Below are 22,534 nucleotides of genomic sequence, written 5' to 3'. Positions count from 1 at the left end.
TCAGCCCGTACCGGACCGTGGAGCTGAACGGGGTGCCGATGACCCCGGCCCAGGCCTACGCGGCCGCGACCAAGATCCCCGACTCCGACTCCTGAACACCGCCCGGTCAGGCGGGCCGCTGTGAGGCCGCCGCCGCGGGGTGCAGGTCGGCCAGGGTGAGGGGGTGGGCCGGTGGGGTGGGCAGGGCGATGTGGGAGGTGACGCGCAGTTCGCGGTCGACATGGAGCAGTTCGCCGGGTGCCAGCAGGCGCCAGTTCGGGTTCTCGTCCATCCGCTCGCTCGCCACGACCACCGCGGGACGCCCGGCCAGCGCCGCCGAGCGCACCCGCAGACGTCCGTCGCGGCCGGTGTGGTCGAGATGACGTCCCCCGTGATGGCCGCCGGGCGGGCGCTGAAGGACGTACAGCTCATGGGTGTCGGGATAGCGCAGGGTCCACAGCTCCTCGGCGGTGACCAGGACGAGATTGAGGGCGTACAGGGGCAGATGGCCGGCGACCCAGCGGGCCGCGGCCACGAGACCGGCCCCCACATCGCCGCCGTGCGCCTCGATCTCCCGTGTGACCAGGGCGAAGAAGCGCTCGGAATCGGTGTCGCCGCGCACCAGCGCGAGGTCCGCGCCGAGGTGGCGGTCCAGCAGGTCGAGCCCCTCGATCACGCCGTTGTGTGCGAACAGCCGCCCCCGCTGCTCGAACGGGTGGGTGTTGCGCGGCTCCAGGCCGCCCGTCGAGGCATAGCGGACATGGGCGACGAAGGTGGCGGACTCCACCTGCCGGGCCTCCTGCGCGAAGGCGCGGTCCGCGTAGGCGGCGATGGGCTTCTTGTGCACCTCCGGCGCACCGTCGGGGCCGAAGTAGCCGAGCCCGGTGCCGTCGGGTTCCCGGTGACTCTGTGCGCTGAGGCTGTCGGGCGCCTCGAGGAGCCAGAAGGTCGCGTGCGTACGCTGCGGAGCACTGGTCAGCCCGAACAGGCGGCACATCACAGCCTCCTTCGTCCACCGGTCGCAGGACGTTATGCCCGGTGGGGGCGGAGCGGAAGCCCGCGCGGCCCGGCGGATGGGCCGAACGGCCGACATCCCGTGCCCCGCCTGCCCGTTCCCGCCCGGGTCAGGCGGCGGGCCGGAGCACCGCGTCGAGCGCCTGGTCGATCGTCGGGTGGCGGAAGGTGAAGCCGGCCTCCAGCAGGGCCGCCGGGACGACCCGCGCGCTCGCGGTGATGCTCGCGGCGAACTCGCCGAGCACCGCGTCCAGTGCGAAGGCCGGGACGGCGGCGAGCGCCGGCCGGTGCAGCGCACGGCTCAGCGCCCGGGTGACCGTACGGTTGGTCACCGGCTCGGGTGCCGTGAAGTTGGCGGGGCCGGAGAGTTCCTCGGTGTCGATGGCGAAGCGCAGGGCCGCGATGTGGTCGGCCAGGGACACGAACGGCCAGTACTGGTCGCCGGAGCCGAGCCGGCCGCCGAGGCCGAGACGGAAGAGCGGGAAGAGCTTCCCGAAGGCGCCGCCCTCGGCCGACACCACCAGGCCGGTGCGCGGATGCACCACCCGCACCCCGGCCGCGCGCGCCGGTTCGGCGGCGGCCTCCCAGTCGACGCAGACGGAGGCCAGGAAGTCGGTCCCGGCAGGTTCCCGCTCGGTGACGATCCGGGTGCCGGTGTCGCCGTAGTAGCCCGTGGCGGACGCGGACACCAGGACACGCGGCGGCGCGGCCGCCGCGGCACAGGCTTGCGCGATGGTCCGGGTGCCCAGGACGCGGCTGTCGCGGATCTGCTGCTTGTAGGCCGCGGTCCACCGCTTGTCCCCGACGCCCGCGCCGGCCAGATGGACGACGGCGTCGACGCCCTCCAGCGCGCCGGGCTGGATGTGCCCCGCGGCCGGGTCCCAGTGCGCTGATTCGCTCCCGTCTCCGGGAGTGGTCGCGGACCCGTGCCGGACGAGGCGGACGACCTGGTGGCCGTCAGCCAGGAGGGAGCGGGTGAGGGTGGAGCCGATGAGTCCGGTGGACCCGGTGATCGCGACGCGCATGGCGCCCCACCCTACACCGGTTGCTTGCAAGTTCAAGTACTCGCGGGATCCGGCGCGGCGACCCGTGTTCGAGTCTTCGCCCACAGCAGTGAATATGCCGAGAGCATGGATTGCCCCGGGGTGTCTCCGGAAAACCGTTTCCCGCTGGGCGGCGGCCCGTCCCCGCGCCGTCCCGGGCAACGGACCGCAGCCGACCGGGTGTGTTGCCGGACGATCGCCCCGCTTGGACAATCACTCGTCCGGTCTCCTCTCACCCGCCACCGCAAGGGGTGAATGTGCTCACCGACGACACCACAGGCGCGGCACAGCCCGCCGACCCCGACCAGAGCGACCCCGAACTCCACCGATTCGTCACCCTCTCCATGCCGCTCACCGGATTCGCCGGCTACGACCTCTACGGCACCGGCATGGCGCGGCTCTACCTCGACACCGTCCGCGGCCAGGTGGGCGCGTCCCACCTCGCGGAGTTCCTCGACGCCTGGCAGCAGGCCCTCGCGTACGACGATCCGCCGGCCCGGCTCACCCCGCTGCACCGGGAGATCGCCCGCGCCGTGACCTACCTCTGGTACACCGGAGGCTGGCCGCGGCTCGCCCCGGCCGCCCATGCCGCCCTCCGCCGCGAAGTGCCGAACACCGAGTTCGTGGCCTCGCCCAGCAGCTACCCCGAAGGGCTCGTCTGGCGCTCCTTCGCCGGTCACCCCGCCGGGGCCAAACCGCCGGGCTTCGGCACCTGGGCCGCCGAGCCGGCCCGGCTGCCCACCGAGCAGGAGATCCGCGACGAACTGCGGTCCGCCGCCACCGATCCGGGCAGCGCGGACGCGCTCGCCCTGACCGCGTACGACGCCGGGTTGCCCGCCGACAGCGTGCCCGCCCATCTGCTGCCGGGCTCGCGCCTGTCCCGCGCCGTCGCCCCGTCCGCCGTACCCGCCGCGGCCGTCCCGCCGGCCACGGAACCCGAGGAAGCGAGTGAGTGAAGCGATGACCGTGACCACGACGGGCTCCGAAGTCAACGGGCGCCGCTACGACGCCATCGTCGTCGGCAGCGGCTGGGCGGGCAGCCTGATCGCCCGTCACCTGGGCAGGCAGGGCTGGCAGGTGCTGGTCCTGGAGGCCGGCAACGGCGGCACCGACACCTGGCCCGGCTACCAGGACTCCCTCGACACCTTCTCCGGCGCGGTGATCAAGGTGCCGAACTCCGCCTACCGGCGCAACACCGCCGCACCCTTCCCGGACGTCCTCGACCTCAGCCCCTCCGCCGCCCCGCCCGGCTACACGGCCACCGGCCACTTCGTCCAGACCGGGCCGCTGCCCTACGGCACCGACTACGTCCGCGCGCTCGGCGGCGCCGGAATGCACTGGCTGGGCGCAACGCCCCGGATGCATCCCGAGGACTACGCGACCCACACCAGCTACCACTACGGACGCGACTGGCCGCTCACCGCCGCCGAACTGGAGCCCCATCTGCGGTCGGCGGAGCGGCTCATCGGCACCGCGGGGGACGGAACGGCCCAGCACCGCCTCGGGGTCGTACCGGATCCCGACTACGAGTACCCCATGGAGGAGATCCCCTGGAGCTACCAGGACAGGGTCTTCCAGGAGAAACTCGACGACCGCGCCGTACACGACGAGGTGTCCGGCACCGACTTCCGGCTGAAGGTCTACGGACTGCCCCAGGGCCGTAACAGCACCCCCAACCCGCTCTTCGACCACGGCCGCGGCTACCGCCCGCGCGGCGCGGTCGGCCTGGCCAACTTCGGCGAACGCTGCGTCGGAAACTCCAGCTGCACCCCGATCTGCCCGGTCCAGGCCAAGTCCTCACCGCTGCGGATCCAGCAGGACTTCCCGGACTGCGTCCGGCTCGCCACCCGCTGCGTGGTCAGCCGGGTCCTGCCGGGCCGCGGCGACACCGTGCGCGGGGTGGAGTTCCGCGAGTACGGCGACCCGGCCACCCCGGTCAGCACCCCCTACACCGCCGAGGCGGACATCGTCGTCCTCGCCGCGCACGCCATCGAGAACGCGGTGCTGCTGCTCGCCTCCGGCATGGCCAACCGCAGCGGCTATGTCGGCTGCCACCTCATGGACCACCCCACCATGCTGGCGTGGGCGCGGATGCCGCAGGACCTGCCCATCGCGCCCTTCCGCGGCCCCGGGCACACCAGCGGCCTGGAGTGCTTCCGGTTCGGCGCCGGGCGGGCCCGGCGGGCGCCGTTCCGCATCGAGATCGGCAACTGGGGCTGGGGCTGGGCCACCGGCGCACCGCTCAGCAACGTCGCGGCGATGCTCGGCCTCGGCGGTGACGCACAGGGCGAGATCAAGGCCGAGGGCGTGTTCGGCCCGGCACTGCGGCACCGGCTCGGCGACGAGATCAACCGGCAGATCCAGCTCCAGATCGCCGTCGAGCAGCACGCCGACCCCGCCAACCGGGTCACCATCGACCCGAGCCGGTACCGGGACGGCGTCGGCAACCCCAAACCCATCCTCCACTACGACCTCGACCGGCATGTCCGCGACGGGATCTTCGCGGCCCGCAAGGTCTCCCAGCAGATCTTCGCCGCCCTCGGTGCCCAGGACTTCACCGACCACGCCCCGCACAATGGCGTCGCACCCCTCGGCCACTTCCGGCACCGGATCGGCACCGAGGAACTGGACCTCGCCTACCACGGCGCCGGCCATGGCGCGGGCACCCACATCATGGGCTCCCATCCCGCCTCGTCGGTGGTCGACAGCTACCAGCGCACCCACGACCATCCCAATCTCTACGCCGTCGGCTGCGGCAGCATGCCCTCCATCGGCACCAGCAACCCCACCCTCACCATGGCCGCGCTCGCCCTGCGCAGCGCCGAGGAGATCCACCGCGACCTGGCCCGGCTGCACCAGCCGGTGACCTCCGTGACGACCGAGCCGCAGCACCTGGCGACGGAGGGCGCCCTGTGATCACCGCCTACACCCTCACCCGCAGCGGCCCGCGGCCGCCGGCCGACCTGGCGGAGCTGCGGACGTACCTCCAGGCCGCCCTGGAAGTCGAGCACCTGACGATCCCCGTCTATCTGACCGGCATGTACACCCTCAAGCCGGGCACCAACCGGCCCGCTCTCGACACCATCCGCAGCGTCGTCCTGGAGGAGATGCTGCACCTCACCCTCGCCGCCAACCTGCTCAACGCCGTCGGCGGCACTCCGGACATCGCCCACCCGCGGTTCGTCGCCGGGTACCCGGCGCAGCTGCCGTTCAGCGACCCGAGCCTGCCCCGCATCCCGCTGCGGCACTTCTCGCCCGAGGCGCTGGACACCTTCCTGCTCATCGAACGCCCCCGTTCCTTCGTACGGCCCGAGCCCGGGCAGACCGGCTGGACATCCATCGGGCAGTTCTACGACCTCATCCGGCAGGGCCTGACCGACCTGGAGAAGAAGCAGCAACAGGCCCACCGGGACGGTACGGCGGCCCACTCCACCATCTTCACCGGGCCCCCCGAACGCCAGGTCGGCCCGGAGGACTTCTACAACTCCGGCGGCGAGGCGTTCGCCGTCACCGACCTCGAGAGCGCACTGCTCGCCGTCGAGGTGATCAGCGACCAGGGCGAGGGCACCGACGGCACCATCTGGGACAGCGACGACACCATCTTCGGCGAGCAACGCCAGGTCGCCCACTACTTCCGCTTCAAGGAGATCCGTACCGGCCGCCGCTACGGCAGATACGACCAGCCGCGCACCGAGCCCAGCGGCCCCCTCATCGACGTCAGCTGGGACGACGCCTACGCCATCCGCGAGGACGCGAAGACCGGCCACTACCCGCCGCAGTCCCAGGTCCGCCGGCACGCCGAGACGTTCAACGAGCGGTACGCCTTTCTGCTCACCCTCATGGAGATGGCCTTCACCGGTATCCCGTTCGCCATGCGGTACGCGGTCCCCGTGATGCTGGAGCTGCGTGACCTCGCCCAGCGGCTCTACCGCAACCCCTATCCCGACCCGGTGCTCGCCGCGCAGGGCTACCACGCCAGTCCCACCTTCGAACTCGTCCAGGAGCACTTCGAGACCGCCCGCCCGCAGGCCGCCGCCGCGCTCCGGGCCCGCCCCACCGCCGCCCCCGAGGAACAGCTGCGATGAGCGACCCCCTGCCTCCCGTCCCACCGGGCTTCGGCCTGCCCTTCTTCTACGGCACGTTCACCAACATCGGCTTCGACTACCTCCTCGACGACCCCGCCGGCCAGGAAGCCGTGCGGGACCTGCTGCACCAGGACCCCGCGGGCCGCGAACTGTCCCCGGCCCGCTTCGGCGACAGCATGTGCCTGTCCTTCAACTACCAGCTGTACTTCGCGCAGTTCGGCACCGGCACGGGCGTCACCGAGGAGATCGAACTCAACGTGGTCGCCCACCCCACGGCCGCGGCCGCCCGGGTGCCGCGGCTCAGCTACACCGAGTACGCGCACGGGGCGGACCAGACCCGGCTGCTCGGCTTCTGCCGGATCCATGTCGCCTGCGACAACGACATCGCCATCCGGGCGGGGGTGGAACTCTTCAACGAGCCCAAGTACAAGGCCGGTTTCCAGCACACCCTGCCGGTGCCCAACGAGACCACCGCCGACCCGGAGGCCGTGGACCGCTGGAAGGTGGTCTGCGGCCGGGACGGCACGGCGGCGGCCGACGGCTCCTTCGCCCCGGCCGACACCTACTTCTCCTTCACCGCCGACCTGGCGGGCCGGACCGGCCGTCCGGTCAGCGTCGCACCGTTCACCGAGTACGGCAGCCGGCGGGCAGGTGCAGGCGACCAGGCCCGGCTGCTGGCCGCGCCGCTCAACGTCCTCTCGCCGTACACCTGGTACGACCTGCGGGAGGGAACCGGCACGCTGGAGTTCAGCGTGGGCGGGGCCGACCCCCAGCCCGGTCGCAGCAAGCCGTTCCTCGACCTGATCGCGGCCCGGGAACCGGCCGGTGCCTGGGTCCACCAGTCCCCGCCCGCGGCGGCGCAGAACCGGCCCTACTGGGTCGGGACCGGCTGAGCGGCCGGCGTCACAGCCGCCCGAGGAACCCGGCGAGGGCCCGCGTCACCTCGGCGGCGTGGGTGAGGTTCGGAGTGTGGGCGGCGCCCGGCACCAGCACGAAGTCCTGGGCGCCGGGCAGCGCGGCGTGCAGCGCCCGGCCGGCGGCCACGGGGACGGGCGCGTCCCATTCGCCGTGTACGACCAGTGCGGGCACGGTGATCCCGGACAGCCGCGCGCTGATGTCGTCCACCCCCATCAGCGTCCGTACGGCGGTCGCCGACCGGTGGGGCGGCTGGGCCCGCCACTTCGCCAGCCACACCTCGTGCAGGGCCGGCTCGCCGATCAGCAGGTCCAGCAGCTGCGGGCCCACGGCGTCCGGCCCGGCCGCCTCGAAGGCGTCCGCCACCGCCCCCATCCGGGCCAGATCCCGCTCCGGCCAGGCGGTGGCCCTGGTGTCGACCAACACCAGGCCCGCCACCCGCTCGGGGGCGCGGAGCGCGGCGCGCAGCGAGAGAAAGCCGCCCTGCGAGTGCCCGACCAGCACGGCGCGACCGATGTCCATGGCGTCGAGCAGGCCGAGCAGATCGTCGGCGGACTGCCAGTAGGTGTGGGGGCGGCCGTCGTCCACGGTCCGCCCGTGCAGCCGTTCGTCCCAGGCCACGCACCGGTAACCGCCGCGCAGCGCGGAGACCTGCGGTTCCCACATCGTGTGGTCCATCAGATTGCCGTGGCTGAACACGACGGCGGGGCCGTCGCCACCGCTGTCCTCGGCATGGAACTTCTGGTCGTGGACAGAGAAGAACGGCATGTCACGCTCCTGTGGACCGCCCGCCGCGAGCCGGCGGGACCGATGCCGCCAGCGTGCCCCGCGGCGACGGTGCCGGTCCGGCCGTCCGTGCACGGTCATCCGGATCCGCGTGCACAGCGGCCCGTGCGAGGCTGGGACCATGCCTGTGACAGCACGCACGGACGACCATCCGCCCGCCGACCGGCTGGAGATGTGGCGGGAGACGGTACGGCGGACCCCGGTCCCGGTCGACGTCACCGCCCCCGCAGGCAGGGGTGACCCGTTCCGCGCGGAGGTCTCCGCGGCGGCGCTGGGCGCAGTCCAGGTGGCGACCGTGGCCTCCGGCCCCGGGCAGGCGGTGCGCACCCGCCGGCTGATCGAGCGGGCCGACGACGCCTTCCTGTTGGTGGGCGTGGTCGCCGAAGGAACCGTCACCGTCGCCCAGGACGGTCGGACGAGCGTCCTGCGGGCCGGGGACGCCGCCTGCTGGGACAGCACCCGCCCCTTCACGCTGCGCTTCGACGACGACTTCCGGCTGCACGAGTTCACCCTCCCGCACCGCCTCGCCCGGCAGTCCCCGGGGACGACCACCCCGGTCACCGCCACCCGGCTCGCAGCCGACGACCCGCTCGGCTCGCTGCTCACCCCGTTCCTGTCCCGGCTCGCCGAAGACGCCGGCCGGCATGCCGCCTCGCCCCGCGCGACCCTGCTGTCCGACGCCGTCGCCGACATGGTCGCCGCCGTCTTCCCCGACCCGCCCCGCCCCGCGGACACCGGGGGCGCCGCGCTGTGCCTGCGGATCAAGGCCTTCATCGACCAGCGGCTCGCCGACCCCGACCTCTCACCCGGCGAACTCGCCGCCGCCCACGGCATCTCCCTGCGCTATCTGCACAAGCTGTTCGCCGAGGAGGGCACCTCGGTCGGGGCATGGATCCGGCAGCGCCGGCTCGCGGGCGCCCGCCGTGACCTCTCCGGGCCGCACGCGGACCGCCGTACGGTCGCCGCCGTGGCCGCGCGCTGGGGCTTTCGCGACCCCTCGCACTTCTCCCGGCTGTTCAAGCAGACGTACGGCATCGCGCCGCGCGAGCTGCGGGCCCGTGCCTGACATCAACCGCCCACCGCCGCCCGTTCCTTGAGAACCCGGTGCGGTAGGGTACGAGCTGTTTGGTTTAATTTTTTAGCTTGAGGAGGGTCCATGGCTCGGCAGGAGCGAGCTGTACGGACCCGACGTGCTGTTCTGGAGGCCGCCGCCGCGGTCTTCGCCGAGCGCGGATACGCGGCGGCCACCATCGCCGAGATCCTGCACCGCGCCGGCGTCACCAAGGGCGCCCTGTACTTCCACTTCGACTCCAAGGCGGCCCTGGCCCGGGGCGTGCTCCAGGAGCAGACGGCGAACGACCACCGTCTGCCCCGGGAACTGAAGTTGCAGGAGTGGGTGGACGCGGGCATGAGCCTGGCCGAGCGGCTGCCCCGGGAGCCGATGCTGCTCGCCGCGGTCCGGCTCGCGGCCGACCTCCAGGGGCAGGACGAGGCCGACAGCGCCTGGCCCGGGTGGGCCGGGGCCACCCGCACCTTTCTGACCGAGGCCAAGGAGCGCGGCGAGGTGCTGCCGCACGTGGTGCCCGAGGAGACGGCCCAGGTGTTCCTGGGCGCCTGGATCGGCGTGCAGTTCGTCTCGCAGGCCGTCGCCGGCTGGGCCGACCTCAACTCCCGGATGTCGGCCTTGTTCAACCATCTGCTGCCCGCGGTCGCGGCCCCGGCCGTCCTCATCCGGCTCGACACCGCGCCGGACCGGGGCGCCCGGGTGCTGGCCGAGGCACGGGCCGCCGCCCAGCCCCTCGCGGGCACCGGCTCCTGAACCCGCCGCATCCCGCCTGAACACACCCCAGCGGAACCCGATACCAAACCGCTGAGACGGTTTGCCCGGTCTCCCCGCCTCCGCGCGGTTCAAAACGTTATTGATTGCGGGAAGTTGATGCGATGTCACTACGATGTGAAACCTAGACAACCGTTCGACCGGCTTGTGTGCGGCACGTGCCGGTCGGGGTCGCCGATGCCAGGGTCCGCTCCCCGGGCGGCGGTGATCTTCCTTCACAGGAGGACCCCCCGCATGTTCCGACGTATAGGCACCACGGTCGTCCGACATCCCGTCTGGACGATCGTGGCATGGCTGATCGCCGCGGTGGCGATCGTGGCCACGGCCCCCAGCCTGCCCTCGAACAGTGACGAGAGCAGTTTCCTGCCCAAGAGTTACGAGTCCATCAAGGCGGCGGTCATCCAGCAGAAGGCGTTCCCCAGCGCCTTCACGCCGTCCGCGATCGCGCTCTATCAGCGCACCGACGGCGGCCGGCTGACCGCCGCCGACCGCAAGGACGTCGCCCGGATCACCACCGAGCTGGGCAAGAAGCACATCGACCAGGTGCAGAAGGTCGTCCCCGGCCCGCCGTCCAAGGACGGCAGGTACGCCATGACCCTGGTGCAGATGGACAGCAAGAACGCCGGTCAGCCCAAACAGGCCGACGCGGCCAAGGTGTTGCGCGAGGACGTCAAACAACTCGCCCACGGCACCCATCTGGACGTGCGGCTCGGCGGCTCCGCCGCCCAGGCCCTGGACCAGCAGGACTCCTCCAAACGCGGCCAGGCGCTGATCGGAATCGGTACCTTCGTCATCATCCTGGTGACCCTGCTGATCATCTTCCGGGCGCCGATCCTCGCCGTGCTGCCCCTGGTCCTCATCGGGCTGGTGTCCGCGGTCGCCAACGGGCTGATCGCCTACGCCACCAAGCTCTTCGGGCTCCAGGCCAACAGCTCCATCTCGTCCATCCTCATCGTCGTGCTCTTCGGTGTGGGCACGGACTACTTCCTGTTCCTGATCTTCCGCTACCGCGAGCGCCTGCGGGCCGGCGACGAACCCAAGCAGGCCATGGTGAACGCCGTCGGGCGGGTCGGTGAGGCCATCGCCTCCGCGGCCGGCGCGGTCATCATCGCCTTCCTCGCGCTGGTGCTGTCCACGCTGGGCTTCCTCAAGCAGATGGGCCCGGCGCTCGCCATCGCGGTCGGCGCCACCCTGGTCGCAGGCCTGACCCTGATCCCCGCCGTGGTCTCGCTGATCGGCCCGAAGGTCTTCTGGCCCTCCAAGTCCTGGCAGAAGGAGCCGGACAACGCCCGGTTCGCCGCCCTCGGCCGAGGGGTGCGGCGCCGCCCGGCGCTGACCGCCGCCGTCTCCGGTCTCGTCCTGGTCGTGCTGTCCCTGGGCACGCTCGGCTTCCACGCCACCTTCGACCTGGCGTCGGGCTCCATGCCCAAGACCAAGGAGTCCATGGTCGTCCAGGACCGGATACAGCAGGCGTACTCGGCGGGCGCCGCGGCACCCACCGACGTCTACCTCTCCAGCACCGACGGCAAGCCGCTGGACAAGACCGCCTTCGACGCGTACGTGCAGAAGCTCGGTGCCGTCGACGGTGTGGCGAACGCCCGGCTGACCCAGCTGAACACGGCGGGCACCACCGCCGACTTCACCGTCACCCTCAAGTACGAGGCGTCCACGGACAAGGCGATCGACGCCGTCGGCCGGGTGCGCGACACCGCCCACTCCGACGCCCCCGCGGGCACCGAGGCGGTCGTCGGCGGCATGTCCTCCATCTACAAGGACATCAACGCCGCGGTCCAGCACGACTACAAGACGGTCTTCCCCGTCGCCGCGCTCCTCATCATGCTCATCCTCGGGCTGCTGCTGCGCAGTGTGGTCGCCCCCTGGTACCTGATGGCCTCGGTGGGCCTCGGCTTCGGCGCCACCCTCGGCGCCACCGTGTGGATCTTCCAGAAGGGGCAGGGACACTCGGGCCTGATGTTCATGCTCCCGGTGATCATGTATCTGTTCGTGGTGGCCATCGGCACCGACTACAACATCCTCATGATCGCCCGGCTCCGCGAAGAAGCCCGCGAGGGCCGCGAACCCCGTGAGGCGGCCGGCATGGCGCTGCGCCACGCCGGGCCCACCGTGGCCGCGGCCGGATTCATCCTGGCGGCGACCTTCGCCACCATGATGCTCGCGGGCAACTCGCTGCTGTCGGAGATGGGCTTCGCGGTCTCCTTCGGCATCGCGATCGCCGCGTTCGTCATGGCGATGTTCTTCACCCCGAGCCTGACCGCGCTGATCGGCCACGCCGCCTGGTGGCCGGGCCACGGCGACCGCGCCGACACCCCGGCCGCGACCGGCTCCGGCCCGGCGGAGCGGGACGCGGACGACGACGCATCCCCGCACGATCCGGTGGGACGCTCCAGCCGGAGGTAGCGAGGACCGAGGGGGCGGGCACGGCCGACGGGCCGTTCCCGCCCCCTCGGCATGCCGGGCGTCAGCCGCCGCGTGCCCGCACCGGGCGCAGTCCCGCGGAGGTGGCGGTCAGGGTGACAGGGCGCGGCTGCTTCGCGGGGCGCTGTGTCAGAGACACTCCTCGCAGATAGCGACGTGGGTGGACTTCGTGAAGTCCTCACGGAGTGAGTGCACGATCTTGATGCCGCACCCGCAGTTGCGCTCGCTCACACGGGTGTCGATGGCAAGCCTGTTGACCTGGTGGCCTTCGCGGCGCAGCAGTTCCATCAGGAACTTCGAGGGATCTGCGTAGAGTTCGGAAAGCTCGTCCTCGCTCAGTTCGAGGTCGAAGACCTCAAATCCGCTTATTTCTTGCTCGGTTGTGCGCTTCAGACCGGCCATTGGATCACCGCCTGGGAAGGTTCACTCACCTGCCATTGTCCGCTCCGTGCTGGGGTGTGCAACAAGAGAGGGGTGAGGGAGTGGGGTCTGTGCTTGAGGGTGAGAGGGGTGATCCCACGCGGTGAGCCGTGCCGTCGGCGTCGATGTAGGCGAACTCCCGGAGGCCGTAGGGCGTGTTCGCCGGCTCGACGAAGCGACCTTCGACGCCTGATGCCTTCCACTCCGCGCAGACGGCGTCGGCATCACTCACGTAGAGGTAGATGACCGCTCCGGTGTGCTGAGGGTCGTGCTCGGGCCACTCCGTGAGATGGAGGGAAACCGAGCCCCGCTCGACGAAGCCGTAGCGGTCCGGGCCTTCGTAGGCGTGCGCGGTGAAGCCCAGGCGGCGGTAACGGTCCAGGGCGGCGTCGAGATCGCGGACGGGGACGACGGGCGCGACCCCGGTGAAGGCGACTTCTGGCATCCGGGCAGTCTCGCAGGCGGGGGGTCACCCGTACAGCAGCACCCTCGCTACAGTGCGCCGACCGCCGGTTGCGGAACGTTGCCTGCCTTTGGGGAGGCACGTACTGCCCGGTTGGGGGCACACGGAGAACAGGAGCATCGCCATCAGTAGGAGGCGTGTCATGATCGCTCTCGGAGTCATCCTGCTCGTCATCGGGTTTGTCACGGGCATCTCGATCCTGTGGACCATCGGGATCATCCTCGCCGTCATCGGCATCGTCCTGTGGCTCATGGGATCCATGGGACACGCGGTCGCCGGCCGGCGGCACTATTGGTGACGGGCGGAGTCGAGCACTGCCGGGGCCTGACCGTCCTTCGGGGCGGCCCCGGTCCCGGCAGCGCAGGACATGAGGGAAAATAGTTGCCCGGAGAAACCAGATCGGGCGCGAAGGGTCCCTCATGCCGCACCTCACCATCGACTGCTCGTCCCAGCTGGCCGGGGCTTTCGACCCCGGAGTCCTGGTGAAGGAGCTGCACACGCTCGTCCTGGAGGAGTCCGGCTCCAGGGGGGTCTGCAAGACGCTGCTGCGCACGTCCGAGGCGTACATCGGCGACGGGACAAGCGCGGAGAGCCGCTTCGTGCACGTCGAAGTGGGCCTCATGCCGGGCCGCAGCGAGGCACGCAAGGCGCGGCTGTCGGAGAACATCCTGGCCCTGCTGGCCCGGCATCTTCCGCTGGAGGGCGCGGAGGGAACGGTCACCTCGGCGGAGGTACGCGACCTGGCCGATTCCTACCGCCTGTCCACCCCGTCCCGCCCGTCCCCCTGAGAGGCGGCCGCGGCGACGGCGCCCGAGACCTTTCCGGAGGCCGATGTGACAGTGAACCGGCTGGGTCTGGTCGTGCACGGAGGGCGCCCGGAGGCCGTACAGGCGGCGGACGTGGTCCGGGACTGGTGCCGGGAGCGCGCCGTCCGCTGCACGGACATCGACGTGTGGCACGACGGCGGGCGGCGCGGCGCCCAGGAGGAGGTCGAGGCCGCCGGCGACCCCGACCTCGTCGTGACCCTGGGCGGCGACGGCACCTTCCTGCGCGGCGCGCGGCTGGCCGCCAAGCATGACGCCCTGGTGCTGGGCGTGGACCTGGGACGCCTGGGCTTTCTCACCGAGGTGCCGGCCGCCGAGGTGCGCCCGGCCCTGGACGCGGTGCGCGAGGACCGGTTCCGGATCGACCGCCGTATGCTGCTCGCCCTGCGCGCCTCACGCCGGCTGGAGGTGCCGCCGGGGGTGGAGTCCCTCATCGCCCGCGGCCGTGGGCCGCTGCTGCCGCCGCCCCCGGTACGGCCCGACTGCGAGGCCGACAGGGACTGGGGCATCCCCCTGGACGTCACCGCGCTGAACGACGTGGTCCTGGAGAAGCTGGCCAGGGACCGGCAGATCTCGGTCGGCGTCTATGTCGCCGGCCGGCTGCTGGCCTCGTACTCCGCCGACGCGCTGCTCGTCGCCACGCCGACCGGCTCGACCGCCTACAGCTTCGCCGCCGGCGGACCGGTCGTCTCGCCGCGAGCGGAGGTTCTCGTCTTCACGCCGGTCGCCCCGCACATGGCCTTCGACCGGTCGGTGGTCACCGCCCCCGACGAACCCGTCGGACTGCGCCTGCTGGAACGGTCCGGGCCGGCCGCGGTCAGCATCGACGGCCAGCTGCGGGGCGTGCTGGACCCGGGCGACTGGATCGGGGTGTACGCGGCCCCGCGCCGGCTGCGGGCCGTACGGCTCGGCCCGATGGACTTCTACGGCCGACTGCGCGAGCGGATGAACCTGACCGACGCCCCGGCCGCGGTCGCCGACGGTTCCCCCGCCCCGCTGTGGTCGGTGACCACGCCTCCGCCCGGAGACATCGCCCACCTGACCCTGCTGACCGCCCGGCGTGACTCCGCCCCGCTCCGGTGAGCGGACCGGCTGGGGCGGCGGCGGGCCGGCATTCGGCGGACATCGTCAGGAAGTTCCTCGGGACGAGGCTCGCTCGCGCAGACCGATGCGGACCGGCCCGCCGACTGGGGAGACGTCCGCGAGGACGCTGGAGGGGACGCGGAAGACACGGCCGGGGGACGCGGGCCAGGGCAGGGTGCGGCGGGCGAGGACGCGGCCGTCCTGCTGGACGTAGACCTGGGGGCGACGGACGTACGCGTCGCTCCACAACAGCAGCCGGGACCGCGGTGGCGCCGGGTCGCCGGGGCGCAGGAGCTGCGGGGCGACCCAGCGGAAGGGCGCCTCGGCGATCAGCCGCACACCCGGCGCCGGACGCGGCGCGCCGTGCAGATGGGCCATGACCTGGCGGGCGACGTGTCGGCCGTCCAGGGCGGCGACATCGGCGGTGTCGGCGAGGTGCAGGAGGTTGCCGACGGCGAAGAAGCCGGGGCGGCTGGTGCGCAGCGCGCTGTCGATGAGCGGTCCGCGCGTGCCCTCGTCCAGGGCGAGGCCGGCGGTGCGGACGAGTTCGTGGTCGGGGATCCAGTCGCCGGTGAAGACGACTGTGTCGCACGGGAAGGTGCGGCGCCGTCCGGTGTCCAGGTGCTCGATCTCCACGGCCTCGCAGCGGCCCTTGCCGACGATCCGGGCGACGCGGCTGCGGACGGCGACCGGCACGCCCAGCACCGTGCGCCCGACCGCGGTGAAGGCGCCGTACGACTCCGCCCTCGGGTACTGGCTGATCATCAGGGCCGGGGTGCAGCCCGCGCCGCGCAGGGTGAGCGCGGCGGACCAGCTGACCGGCTCCGCGCCGACGATCACCGCACGTGTGCCCACGGACCTGCCGTGCAGATGGACCAGGTGCTGCACCTGGCCGGTGGTGTAGACGCCCTCGGGCCGGTCCCCGGGGACACGGCGGGCGGCGCGCGGCCGCTCCCGGGCGCCGGTGGCCAGCACGACGGCCCGCGGCCGGATCCGGTACCGGCCGCCGGGGCTCGTGACCTCGGCGGTGTGCTCGTCGGCCCAGCCGGTGACCATCGTGCGGGTACGGATCTCGGCCCCGGCCGTGGCTGCCCTGCGGACGAGATGGCGGGCGTAGGCGGGGCCGGACAGGACGCGGTGCAGGTCGCGCAGGCCGTAGCCGGTGCGGCCGCTGTGCCGGGGGATGCCACCCGCCGTTTCCTCGCGGTCGACGACGAGGATGTGTCCGGCACCGAGTGCGGCGAGCTCGGCGGCGGCGGTGAGACCGGCCGGTCCGCCGCCGACGACGAGGACGTCGGGGGTGATCAGGGGCGGCTGCTGGGTCATCGGCGGTCGTCCTTGCTCGGGCCGGGGCGGTCGTCGGGGGTGCGGTGCTGTTCGAGCAGGGCTGTTACGGCGGCACCGCAGTACGTGCCCTGGCAGCGGCCGTTCATGGCCCGGGTGCGGCGGCGCAGCCCCCCGAGGTTCCGGGCCGGGACGGGTGCGCGGCAGGCGTCACGGATCTCGCCCTCGGTGACCCGCTCGCAGAAGCAGACGACCCTGCCGTAGGCGGGGTCCCGGTCGATGAGGGCGGCGTCCTGGTAGGGGCGGCGGGCGGCCTCGCCGATGGGGGGCATGCGGGGCGGGCCGGGCAGGTCGGTGCGGGGCCGCAGCTCCAGTCCGGCCTCCGCCAGCAGTTCGCGGGCGTGCTCCGCGATGGCCATGCCGGCCGACAGCCCGGTGGAGCGGATGCCGCCGGCCAGGAGATAGCGCCGGTCCGGGTCTGCCTCGATGAGATAGTCGGGGCGGTCGATGGCGGCGCGCAGACCCGCGTAACTCGCCGTCACCTCCTCGGTCGCAAGCCGCGGCATGAGGCGTTCGGCCTGGGCGAGGAGGAAGGCGAAGCCCTCCTCGGAAGTGCCGGTGTCGGTGCGGTCGGTGAGGTCCTCGGCGGTCGGACCGAGCATGACGTTGCCGTAGACGGTCGGGGAGATGAGGACCCCCTTGCCGCGGGAGGACGGCACCGGCAGGACGATCCTGTCGACCAGGGGGCGGGCGAGCTTGTCGAAGACGAACAGTTCGCCGCGGCGCGGGGTCACGGTGAACCGGTCGTGGCCGAAGAGCCGGTCCAGGTGATCGGCGCCGAGCCCGGCCGCGTTGACGACCCAGCGGGCGTGCACCTCGCCGGCCGCGGTGTGCAGGGTGGTGGTCTCCTCGCCGGTGCCGGCACCGGTCACCGCGTGGCCGAGCAGGATGGTGGTGCCGCGCTGCCGGGCGTCCGTGGCCAGCGCCAGATTGGTCGTCCAGGTGCAGATGACCGACTCGTCCGGCACCGTGAGTCCGCCGCGCACACCCGCGCCCAGGTGGGGCAGCGCGGCGTAGATCTCGTCGGCGCCGACGATCCGGCAGTGCGGGTAGTCGTTGGCCTCGGCCTTCTCCTTCAGCCCCGGCAGTGCCCGCAGTTCCTCCTCGCTCCAGGCCACCAGCACCGCGCCCGTGCGCTCGACGGGGATGCCGGTGGCCTCGGCGTACGCGCGCAGCAGATGGTGGCCGCGGGCGACGAGCCGCGCCTCGAGGGTGTCCGGTACGGCGTCGAATCCGGTGTGCAGGATCGCCGTGTTGGCCTTGCTGGTGCCGTCGCCCACGTCGTCGCGGGCTTCCAGCAGGGCCACGGAGACGTCGTAGCCGGACAGTTCGCGTGCGATGGCCGCGCCGACGATGCCGCCGCCGATCACCGCGACATCGAAGACGCCGTCGTGCGGGCGGTGGGGGAGGAGGGACATGGGGCGTTCTCCGATCTCCCGGGTGGACGGTCCGACGGCACGGCACCACACCTCCGGCTGTGCCGGGCGCCGTCTGCCATGGCAGCAGCCTAATGATCAGAGAGGGACGGCTGAGGCGAAGTCACATAAACCTGCCCGCTGTTGCGGGTGCGGTGTCCTTGCGCACTGACATCGCGACCACCCCCGGCGCCAGCACTCGTAGACGAGCGGGCCGACGGTCGTCCTGGCGAGCGTCTCGGCTGAGACGTCGGGCCGTAACAGGCGAGGGCTTCCGCTTGACACGGCCATCATATCGGTAACAGTGTATCCATTATGAGTACCTGGTCTGAGCCCCAGTCCGATTCCCGGTTCGTCGAGGTGGACGGCCTGCGGATGCACTACAAGCGTGCTGGGCACGGCCCGGCACTCGTGCTGCTGCACGGCAGTGCCTCATCCCTGCAGCATTTCGACCGCGCGACGGATCTGCTGTCGGATGCGTTCGATGTCATCCGTCCCGACCTGCCGGCGTTCGGACTGACGGGCCCGCGCAAGGACCGCGACTACCGCATTCCGGCGTACGCCGCGACGGTGGCGGGCTTCCTGGAGGCGCTGGGCGTGTCGCGCTACGCGGTGGCCGGCAATTCCCTGGGCGGCAACATCGCCTGGAACCTCGCACTGGATCATCCGGAGCGGCTGACCGGCCTGGTGCTGGTCAATGCCACCGGCTACCCGGAGAAGACGGTGCCCGCCGGGATGCGCCTGACCCGCAACCCGCTGGTGCGGCCCCTGCTGAGGCGGGTGATGCCGCGCGGGGCGCTCGAACGCAACCTGCGCGAGGCCGTCGGGCCGTATGCGCAGATCGTGGACGACGCCATGGTGGACCGCGCCTATCAGCTCATGAGCCGCCCCGGTAACCGCTCGGCCTTCGTCGACTTCTGCAACACCGACCAGCCGGACCGCAGCCCGCAGATCCCCCGCATCACGGTGCCCACGCTGGTGCTGCGCAGCGCGAGCATCGACGGCCAGCACTTCGCCCGCGACATCCCCGGCGCCCAGGAGCTCGTCCACCCCCACGGCGGACATCTGCTGCCGGAGGAGGAACCGCAGTGGGTCGCGGACGCGATCGCGACGTTCCTCGGCTCCTGCGCCGACACTCCCGCGAACTGAGGGCAAGGAGGCCCCGTTCCATGAAGTACTTCGTCGCCCCGGGCGAGGACCGCAAGCTCACCGCCGACTCGCGGGGGGCGCTGCGCGGCAGCTTCGTCGAGCTGTCCGACGGCGTCACCCACTACGAGTTGACGGGGCCCGAGGACGGGGATGTGGTCCTGATGGCGGGCGGTCTGACCATCCCGCTGTGCTACTGGGACGGCCTCGTCAGCGAGCTGCACGCCCGCGGGCTGCGCACGCTGACCTGTAGTGCCTACGGCCGCGGCTACTCCGACCGGGTACAGGCGCGATACGACGAGACGCTGTTCACGCGGCAGCTGGCCGAGCTGACGGACCGGCTCGACCTGACGGCGCGGCCGCTGCACCTGGTGGGCACCTCCATGGGCGCGCTGGTCGGCATGACGTACGCCGCCCAGTACCCCGCCTCCGTCTCCACCCTCACCCTCGTGGGCCCGGCCGGTCTTGCGAAACCCCGCCCGACCTCCCCTCACCGGCTGCTGCGCAACGACCGGCTGGCCGGCCTCATCGCCCGGCGGCGCGGCCGACAGATACTTCAAGGACACCTGGGGCACAACGTCCGCGACCCCGACCTCGGCGCGAAGCTGACCGAGATGGTCCTCGACGCGTTCCGCTTCGAGGGCTCGCTGTACGCCGTCTTCGACACCCTCCAGCACCTGCCTTTCACCGGCCGTGACGACCTCTTCCGGCGGACGGGGGCACTGGGCATTCCGACGCTGCTGCTGTGGGGCGACGAGGACGACGTCACGCCGCTGGTGCACTTCGACACGGCGCGCGCTCTACTGAAGCCTCAGAAACATCATGTAATTACCAAATGCGGGCATATGGCCCCGTTCGAACGGCCTCGCGACGTCGCCGATCAGCTCGTCCCGTTCGTGTCCGCACGCACCGAAAGGCTCGACTCATGAACAGGCCGCAGGCCATCGACGTACTGATCATCGGTGCCGGCCCATCCGGCTCCGCCTTGGCGATCGACCTCGTACGCCGCGGACTCGACATCCGGATCATCGACAGGTCCCCCCACGCTTTCGACGGCTCGCGCGCCAAGGGCATCCAGCCCCGCAGCCTCGAAGTGCTCGAAGACCTCGGCGCTCTGGACGACGTGCTGGCCGGCGGCGACATCTATCCCAAGCTCGGGATCCATGCAGGACCCATCGGTGTGCCGTGGAAGATGTTCCCCCACAAAGAGGCCACCCCGGACGTCCCGTACCCGAACACCTGGCTGATCCCGCAGTTCCGCACGGACCGCGCCCTGCACGCCCGGCTCGGTGAGCTCGGCCGCGAGGTCGAGTTCGGCAAGGAACTGACCGAGCTGACGCAGGACGAGGACACGGTGGTCGCCACGGTGGTGGGTGCGGACGGGGTCGAGGAGATCGTCGCCCGCTATGCCGTGGGGGCCGACGGCGGCTCCAGTGCGGTGCGCAAGCAGCTCGACATCGGTTTCGTGGGGACGACGGACGAGGCCGACCGCGTGCTGATCGTGGATGCCTCCGTGAGTGGCCTGGCCCGCAACCGGTGGCACATGTGGCCCGGCCTCGGCGGCAAGCTCATCGCCGCCTGCCCGCTGCCCCACAGCGACCTGTTCCAGTGGATGATCCGGCTCACGCCCGACGAGAAGCCGCCCCAGGAGATCGGCGCCATCACCGACCGGATCCACTCCCACACCCGCAACCGGCACATCCAGCTGCACGAGATCCACTGGAAGTCCGTGTTCCGGCCCAACATCCGTCTTGCGCAGCACTACGGCCGCGGGCGTGTCTTCCTCGTCGGCGACGCGGCGCACGTCCACACCCCGGCCGGTGCCCAGGGCCTGAACACCGGTATGCAGGACGGCTACAACCTCGGCTGGAAGCTCGGCCAGGTCCTCGCCGGAGCCGACCCGGCCCTGCTGGGCACCTACGAGGCCGAGCGGCAGCCGATCGCCGCCGGGGTCCTGGGCCTGTCCACGGAGAAGTGGGGCGGCATCGCCAAGCTGGACCCCTCCAGCATGAAGCGCGGCAAGGACGAGCAGCAGCTCTCCCTGACCTACTACGGCGGCCCGCTCGCCCCCGCCGACGGCGACAGGGGCGACACCAGCACGCTGCACGTGGGCGACCGCGCCCCGGACGCCCGACTGCTCGGCGCCGACGGCGCCGAGACCCGCCTGTTCAACCTCTTGCAGGGACCGCACTTCACCGCCATCGCCTACGGCCCCGGCGCCGCCCGGGACCTCGAACTCCTCGACTGGCCGAGGACGGGCGCCCGGTTGAAGCGGCTCACCGTCGGGCCGCCCGCGGGCTTCTCCGACCCCGAGAACACGCTGCGCAGTGCCTACGGCCTGACCGGCGACACGCTGCTGCTGATCCGTCCCGACGGCTACATCGGGCACATCGCCACGTCGGATTTCCTCACCACGACACAAGCCGCCGTGCGGGCAATGACGCCGGAGGCAAGGAGCCGCGCCATGTTCCAGCCGAGCCACACCTCGCCCGGTTCGGGGGCCACTGAATGAGCCGCGTACTGCTGCGCGGGGCGCACGTCATCACCATGACGCCGGACCGGCCGGACGCCGAGCAGGTCGACATCCTCGTCGACGGCGAGACCATCGCCGCCGTCGGTGAAAACATCGAGGCGCCCGACGCCGAGGTCGTCGACTTCTCCGGCCGCGTCATCATCCCCGGTCTGGTCAACGCCCATCTGCACACCTGGCAGACCGCGCTGCGTTCGGCGGGCGCCGACTGGACGCTGACAATGCACTCTCCCCCGAGCACGCCGACGCGGCCGTCGAGGGACTGCTCCAGGCCGGGATCCGCGCCGTCTTCCTGCGCGGCACTCCCTACCGCTCCCCGGATACTCCTCACCCGCTCGCCGAGATCGACCGGCTGCTCGACGGCCCCGTCCGCGAGCACGCCCTCCTGACCCTGGGCATGGCCCTGCAAGGGCCGCAGTATTCCTCGCCGGAGACCGCGGTGGCCGACTTCCGAGCCGGCGCGGAACGCGGGCTCGTCGTCTCGATGCACCAGAGCGGCGGCGAACCCTCACCCGGCTGGGAAGCCGTACGCGACGCCGGGCTGTTCAGCCCCCTGACCAACGTCGCGCACGGATCCGACCTGCCCGCGGACTGGCTGAAGACGCTGGTCGAGGCGGGCGTCACCTTCACCATCACCCCGGAGAACGAACTGGGCCAAGGACACGGCACACCCATCACGGGACCCTTGCTGAGCCTGGACGTGGCGCCCTCCCTGGGCACCGACATCGACACCGCCGTACCCGGCACGGTCCTCACCGCCGCCCGGATCGCCCTGGCCCACCAGCGCAGCCTGGACCACGCCCACCACCGGCAGACGACCGGCATGTACGCCAACACACCGTCTGTCACCAGCAAACAGGCGCTTGCCTGGGCCACGGTCGAAGGAGCGAAGGCACTGGGCCTGGCAGACAAGGTGGGCCGGATCGAGGCGGGCATGCAGGCCGATCTGGTCGCCGTCGACGCCCGGGCGCTCAACCTGTGGCCGGCGCACGACCCGGTCGCCACGGTCCTGCACGCCGACATCGCCAACATCGAAGCCGTGATGGTCGCCGGCACTTGGCGCAAACGCGATCACGTCCTGCTCGCATCCGGCCTCGACGAGGTCAAGGACCAGCTGCGCGAGTCCGGAGAACGGCTACTGCGCAGCATCAGGCCCGCGGGCTCTCGCGGCTGACACCGCAGCGGCCCCCACGCATGAACAGCGCCGACGCGCA

At 71.8% G+C, this 22,534-nt stretch carries 22 protein-coding genes; 15 read left to right on the top strand and 7 right to left on the bottom strand.

The window, feature by feature from the left end:
* Positions 1-106: 106 nt before the first annotated feature.
* Together ACWCV9_RS30540 and ACWCV9_RS30535 are read right to left on the bottom strand one after the other, a co-directional pair.
* Complete coding sequence (locus ACWCV9_RS30540; RefSeq protein WP_450791390.1) at positions 107-976, bottom strand: class II glutamine amidotransferase; 870 nt, start codon at positions 974-976, stop codon at positions 107-109.
* 127 nt (positions 977-1,103) lie between these two features.
* On the bottom strand, positions 1,104-2,018 hold the full coding sequence (locus tag ACWCV9_RS30535; RefSeq protein ID WP_450791388.1) for a TIGR01777 family oxidoreductase: 915 nt from the start codon (positions 2,016-2,018) through the stop codon (positions 1,104-1,106).
* Between the two features lie 275 nt (positions 2,019-2,293).
* Here ACWCV9_RS30535 and ACWCV9_RS30530 point away from each other — a divergent pair, with 275 nt between their 5' ends.
* The 4 genes from ACWCV9_RS30530 to ACWCV9_RS30515 are packed head-to-tail and all read left to right on the top strand — an operon-like array spanning position 2,294 to position 7,014.
* The gene (locus tag ACWCV9_RS30530; protein WP_450791387.1) at positions 2,294-2,992 is read left to right on the top strand and encodes a hypothetical protein; all 699 of its coding nucleotides are present in this window, start codon (positions 2,294-2,296) and stop codon (positions 2,990-2,992) included.
* Between the two features lie 4 nt (positions 2,993-2,996).
* Complete coding sequence (locus tag ACWCV9_RS30525; RefSeq protein ID WP_450791385.1) at positions 2,997-4,952, top strand: GMC family oxidoreductase; 1,956 nt, start codon at positions 2,997-2,999, stop codon at positions 4,950-4,952.
* Positions 4,949-6,121: a ferritin-like domain-containing protein gene (locus tag ACWCV9_RS30520; RefSeq protein WP_450791383.1), complete on the top strand. Its 1,173-nt coding sequence runs from the start codon at positions 4,949-4,951 to the stop codon at positions 6,119-6,121. Before ACWCV9_RS30525 ends, ACWCV9_RS30520 begins: the two co-directional genes overlap by 4 nt.
* Positions 6,118-7,014, top strand: coding sequence for a hypothetical protein (locus ACWCV9_RS30515; protein ID WP_450791382.1), 897 nt, complete (start codon positions 6,118-6,120; stop codon positions 7,012-7,014). The genes ACWCV9_RS30520 and ACWCV9_RS30515 overlap by 4 nt, the downstream gene beginning before the upstream one ends.
* A gap of 10 nt (positions 7,015-7,024) precedes the next feature.
* Here ACWCV9_RS30515 and ACWCV9_RS30510 read toward each other — a convergent pair whose 3' ends face one another.
* Entirely contained in the window at positions 7,025-7,804 is a 780-nt protein-coding gene (locus ACWCV9_RS30510; RefSeq protein ID WP_450791380.1) for an alpha/beta fold hydrolase, read from the bottom strand.
* Between the two features lie 139 nt (positions 7,805-7,943).
* Between ACWCV9_RS30510 and ACWCV9_RS30505 the strand changes: the two genes are divergently transcribed.
* From ACWCV9_RS30505 to ACWCV9_RS30495, 3 genes are all read left to right on the top strand, one after another.
* Positions 7,944-8,888: an AraC-like ligand-binding domain-containing protein gene (locus ACWCV9_RS30505; RefSeq protein ID WP_450791378.1), complete on the top strand. Its 945-nt coding sequence runs from the start codon at positions 7,944-7,946 to the stop codon at positions 8,886-8,888.
* Positions 8,889-8,978: 90 nt separating this feature from the next.
* Positions 8,979-9,641, top strand: a complete 663-nt coding sequence (locus ACWCV9_RS30500; protein WP_450791376.1) for a ScbR family autoregulator-binding transcription factor — start codon at positions 8,979-8,981, stop codon at positions 9,639-9,641.
* Positions 9,642-9,893: 252 nt separating this feature from the next.
* Positions 9,894-12,077: an MMPL family transporter gene (locus tag ACWCV9_RS30495; RefSeq protein ID WP_450791374.1), complete on the top strand. Its 2,184-nt coding sequence runs from the start codon at positions 9,894-9,896 to the stop codon at positions 12,075-12,077.
* A 147-nt stretch (positions 12,078-12,224) separates the two neighbouring features.
* Here the strand turns inward: ACWCV9_RS30495 and ACWCV9_RS30490 are convergent, their stop codons facing one another.
* Complete coding sequence (locus ACWCV9_RS30490; RefSeq protein ID WP_450791372.1) at positions 12,225-12,497, bottom strand: hypothetical protein; 273 nt, start codon at positions 12,495-12,497, stop codon at positions 12,225-12,227.
* Between the two features lie 25 nt (positions 12,498-12,522).
* The gene (locus ACWCV9_RS30485; RefSeq protein WP_450791370.1) at positions 12,523-12,960 is read right to left on the bottom strand and encodes a bleomycin resistance protein; all 438 of its coding nucleotides are present in this window, start codon (positions 12,958-12,960) and stop codon (positions 12,523-12,525) included.
* A gap of 160 nt (positions 12,961-13,120) precedes the next feature.
* Between ACWCV9_RS30485 and ACWCV9_RS30480 the strand changes: the two genes are divergently transcribed.
* From ACWCV9_RS30480 to ACWCV9_RS30470, 3 genes are all read left to right on the top strand, one after another.
* A complete protein-coding gene (locus ACWCV9_RS30480) occupies positions 13,121-13,276 on the top strand; it encodes a DUF6131 family protein (RefSeq protein ID WP_450791368.1) in 156 nt (51 codons plus the stop codon).
* 121 nt (positions 13,277-13,397) lie between these two features.
* Complete coding sequence (locus tag ACWCV9_RS30475; RefSeq protein ID WP_450791366.1) at positions 13,398-13,766, top strand: 5-carboxymethyl-2-hydroxymuconate Delta-isomerase; 369 nt, start codon at positions 13,398-13,400, stop codon at positions 13,764-13,766.
* A gap of 45 nt (positions 13,767-13,811) precedes the next feature.
* Positions 13,812-14,885, top strand: coding sequence for an NAD(+)/NADH kinase (locus ACWCV9_RS30470; RefSeq protein ID WP_450791365.1), 1,074 nt, complete (start codon positions 13,812-13,814; stop codon positions 14,883-14,885).
* A gap of 45 nt (positions 14,886-14,930) precedes the next feature.
* On the opposite strand, the gene ACWCV9_RS30465 is transcribed toward ACWCV9_RS30470, so the two are convergent.
* Complete coding sequence (locus ACWCV9_RS30465; protein ID WP_450791363.1) at positions 14,931-16,211, bottom strand: NAD(P)/FAD-dependent oxidoreductase; 1,281 nt, start codon at positions 16,209-16,211, stop codon at positions 14,931-14,933.
* Positions 16,208-17,647: an FAD-dependent oxidoreductase gene (locus ACWCV9_RS30460; RefSeq protein ID WP_450791361.1), complete on the bottom strand. Its 1,440-nt coding sequence runs from the start codon at positions 17,645-17,647 to the stop codon at positions 16,208-16,210. The genes ACWCV9_RS30465 and ACWCV9_RS30460 overlap by 4 nt, the downstream gene beginning before the upstream one ends.
* Positions 17,648-17,959: 312 nt before the next feature.
* On the opposite strand from ACWCV9_RS30460, the gene ACWCV9_RS30455 reads away from it, so the two are divergent.
* From ACWCV9_RS30455 to ACWCV9_RS30435, 5 genes are read left to right on the top strand one after another with little or no spacing between them, the layout of a single operon-like run.
* Positions 17,960-18,793: an alpha/beta fold hydrolase gene (locus ACWCV9_RS30455; RefSeq protein WP_450791359.1), complete on the top strand. Its 834-nt coding sequence runs from the start codon at positions 17,960-17,962 to the stop codon at positions 18,791-18,793.
* 20 nt (positions 18,794-18,813) lie between these two features.
* Positions 18,814-19,719: an alpha/beta fold hydrolase gene (locus tag ACWCV9_RS30450; RefSeq protein WP_450791357.1), complete on the top strand. Its 906-nt coding sequence runs from the start codon at positions 18,814-18,816 to the stop codon at positions 19,717-19,719.
* The gene (locus tag ACWCV9_RS30445) at positions 19,716-21,302 is read left to right on the top strand and encodes an FAD-dependent oxidoreductase (RefSeq protein WP_450791356.1); all 1,587 of its coding nucleotides are present in this window, start codon (positions 19,716-19,718) and stop codon (positions 21,300-21,302) included. The genes ACWCV9_RS30450 and ACWCV9_RS30445 overlap by 4 nt, the downstream gene beginning before the upstream one ends.
* Positions 21,299-21,709 carry a hypothetical protein gene (locus ACWCV9_RS30440; protein WP_450791354.1) on the top strand — a complete coding sequence of 137 codons (411 nt, stop codon included), beginning with the start codon at positions 21,299-21,301 and terminating at the stop codon, positions 21,707-21,709. Before ACWCV9_RS30445 ends, ACWCV9_RS30440 begins: the two co-directional genes overlap by 4 nt.
* Positions 21,598-22,494, top strand: coding sequence for an amidohydrolase family protein (locus tag ACWCV9_RS30435; RefSeq protein ID WP_450791401.1), 897 nt, complete (start codon positions 21,598-21,600; stop codon positions 22,492-22,494). The genes ACWCV9_RS30440 and ACWCV9_RS30435 overlap by 112 nt, the downstream gene beginning before the upstream one ends.
* Positions 22,495-22,534: the final 40 nt, after the last annotated feature.

This window comes from Streptomyces sp. NPDC001606 (assembly GCF_053596835.1).
The sequence above is the reverse complement of the archived record's forward strand: the minus strand, read 5'-3'. Positions and strand labels throughout refer to the sequence as shown.

Excerpts from the sequence above, each read along its gene's own strand:
- ACWCV9_RS30445 (WP_450791356.1), top strand. The coding sequence starts at position 19,716 with ATGAACAGGCCGCAGGCCATCGACGTACTGATCATCGGTGCCGGCCCA.
- ACWCV9_RS30500 (WP_450791376.1), top strand. The coding sequence starts at position 8,979 with ATGGCTCGGCAGGAGCGAGCTGTACGGACCCGACGTGCTGTTCTGGAG.
- ACWCV9_RS30475 (WP_450791366.1), top strand. The coding sequence starts at position 13,398 with ATGCCGCACCTCACCATCGACTGCTCGTCCCAGCTGGCCGGGGCTTTC.
- ACWCV9_RS30505 (WP_450791378.1), top strand. The coding sequence starts at position 7,944 with ATGCCTGTGACAGCACGCACGGACGACCATCCGCCCGCCGACCGGCTG.
- ACWCV9_RS30450 (WP_450791357.1), top strand. The coding sequence starts at position 18,814 with ATGAAGTACTTCGTCGCCCCGGGCGAGGACCGCAAGCTCACCGCCGAC.
- ACWCV9_RS30535 (WP_450791388.1), bottom strand. The coding sequence starts at position 2,018 with ATGCGCGTCGCGATCACCGGGTCCACCGGACTCATCGGCTCCACCCTC.
- ACWCV9_RS30465 (WP_450791363.1), bottom strand. The coding sequence starts at position 16,211 with ATGACCCAGCAGCCGCCCCTGATCACCCCCGACGTCCTCGTCGTCGGC.
- ACWCV9_RS30485 (WP_450791370.1), bottom strand. The coding sequence starts at position 12,960 with ATGCCAGAAGTCGCCTTCACCGGGGTCGCGCCCGTCGTCCCCGTCCGC.
- ACWCV9_RS30480 (WP_450791368.1), top strand. The coding sequence starts at position 13,121 with ATGATCGCTCTCGGAGTCATCCTGCTCGTCATCGGGTTTGTCACGGGC.
- ACWCV9_RS30440 (WP_450791354.1), top strand. The coding sequence starts at position 21,299 with ATGAGCCGCGTACTGCTGCGCGGGGCGCACGTCATCACCATGACGCCG.
- ACWCV9_RS30460 (WP_450791361.1), bottom strand. The coding sequence starts at position 17,647 with ATGTCCCTCCTCCCCCACCGCCCGCACGACGGCGTCTTCGATGTCGCG.
- ACWCV9_RS30495 (WP_450791374.1), top strand. The coding sequence starts at position 9,894 with ATGTTCCGACGTATAGGCACCACGGTCGTCCGACATCCCGTCTGGACG.
- ACWCV9_RS30540 (WP_450791390.1), bottom strand. The coding sequence starts at position 976 with ATGTGCCGCCTGTTCGGGCTGACCAGTGCTCCGCAGCGTACGCACGCG.
- ACWCV9_RS30490 (WP_450791372.1), bottom strand. The coding sequence starts at position 12,497 with ATGGCCGGTCTGAAGCGCACAACCGAGCAAGAAATAAGCGGATTTGAG.
- ACWCV9_RS30515 (WP_450791382.1), top strand. The coding sequence starts at position 6,118 with ATGAGCGACCCCCTGCCTCCCGTCCCACCGGGCTTCGGCCTGCCCTTC.
- ACWCV9_RS30510 (WP_450791380.1), bottom strand. The coding sequence starts at position 7,804 with ATGCCGTTCTTCTCTGTCCACGACCAGAAGTTCCATGCCGAGGACAGC.
- ACWCV9_RS30455 (WP_450791359.1), top strand. The coding sequence starts at position 17,960 with ATGAGTACCTGGTCTGAGCCCCAGTCCGATTCCCGGTTCGTCGAGGTG.
- ACWCV9_RS30525 (WP_450791385.1), top strand. The coding sequence starts at position 2,997 with ATGACCGTGACCACGACGGGCTCCGAAGTCAACGGGCGCCGCTACGAC.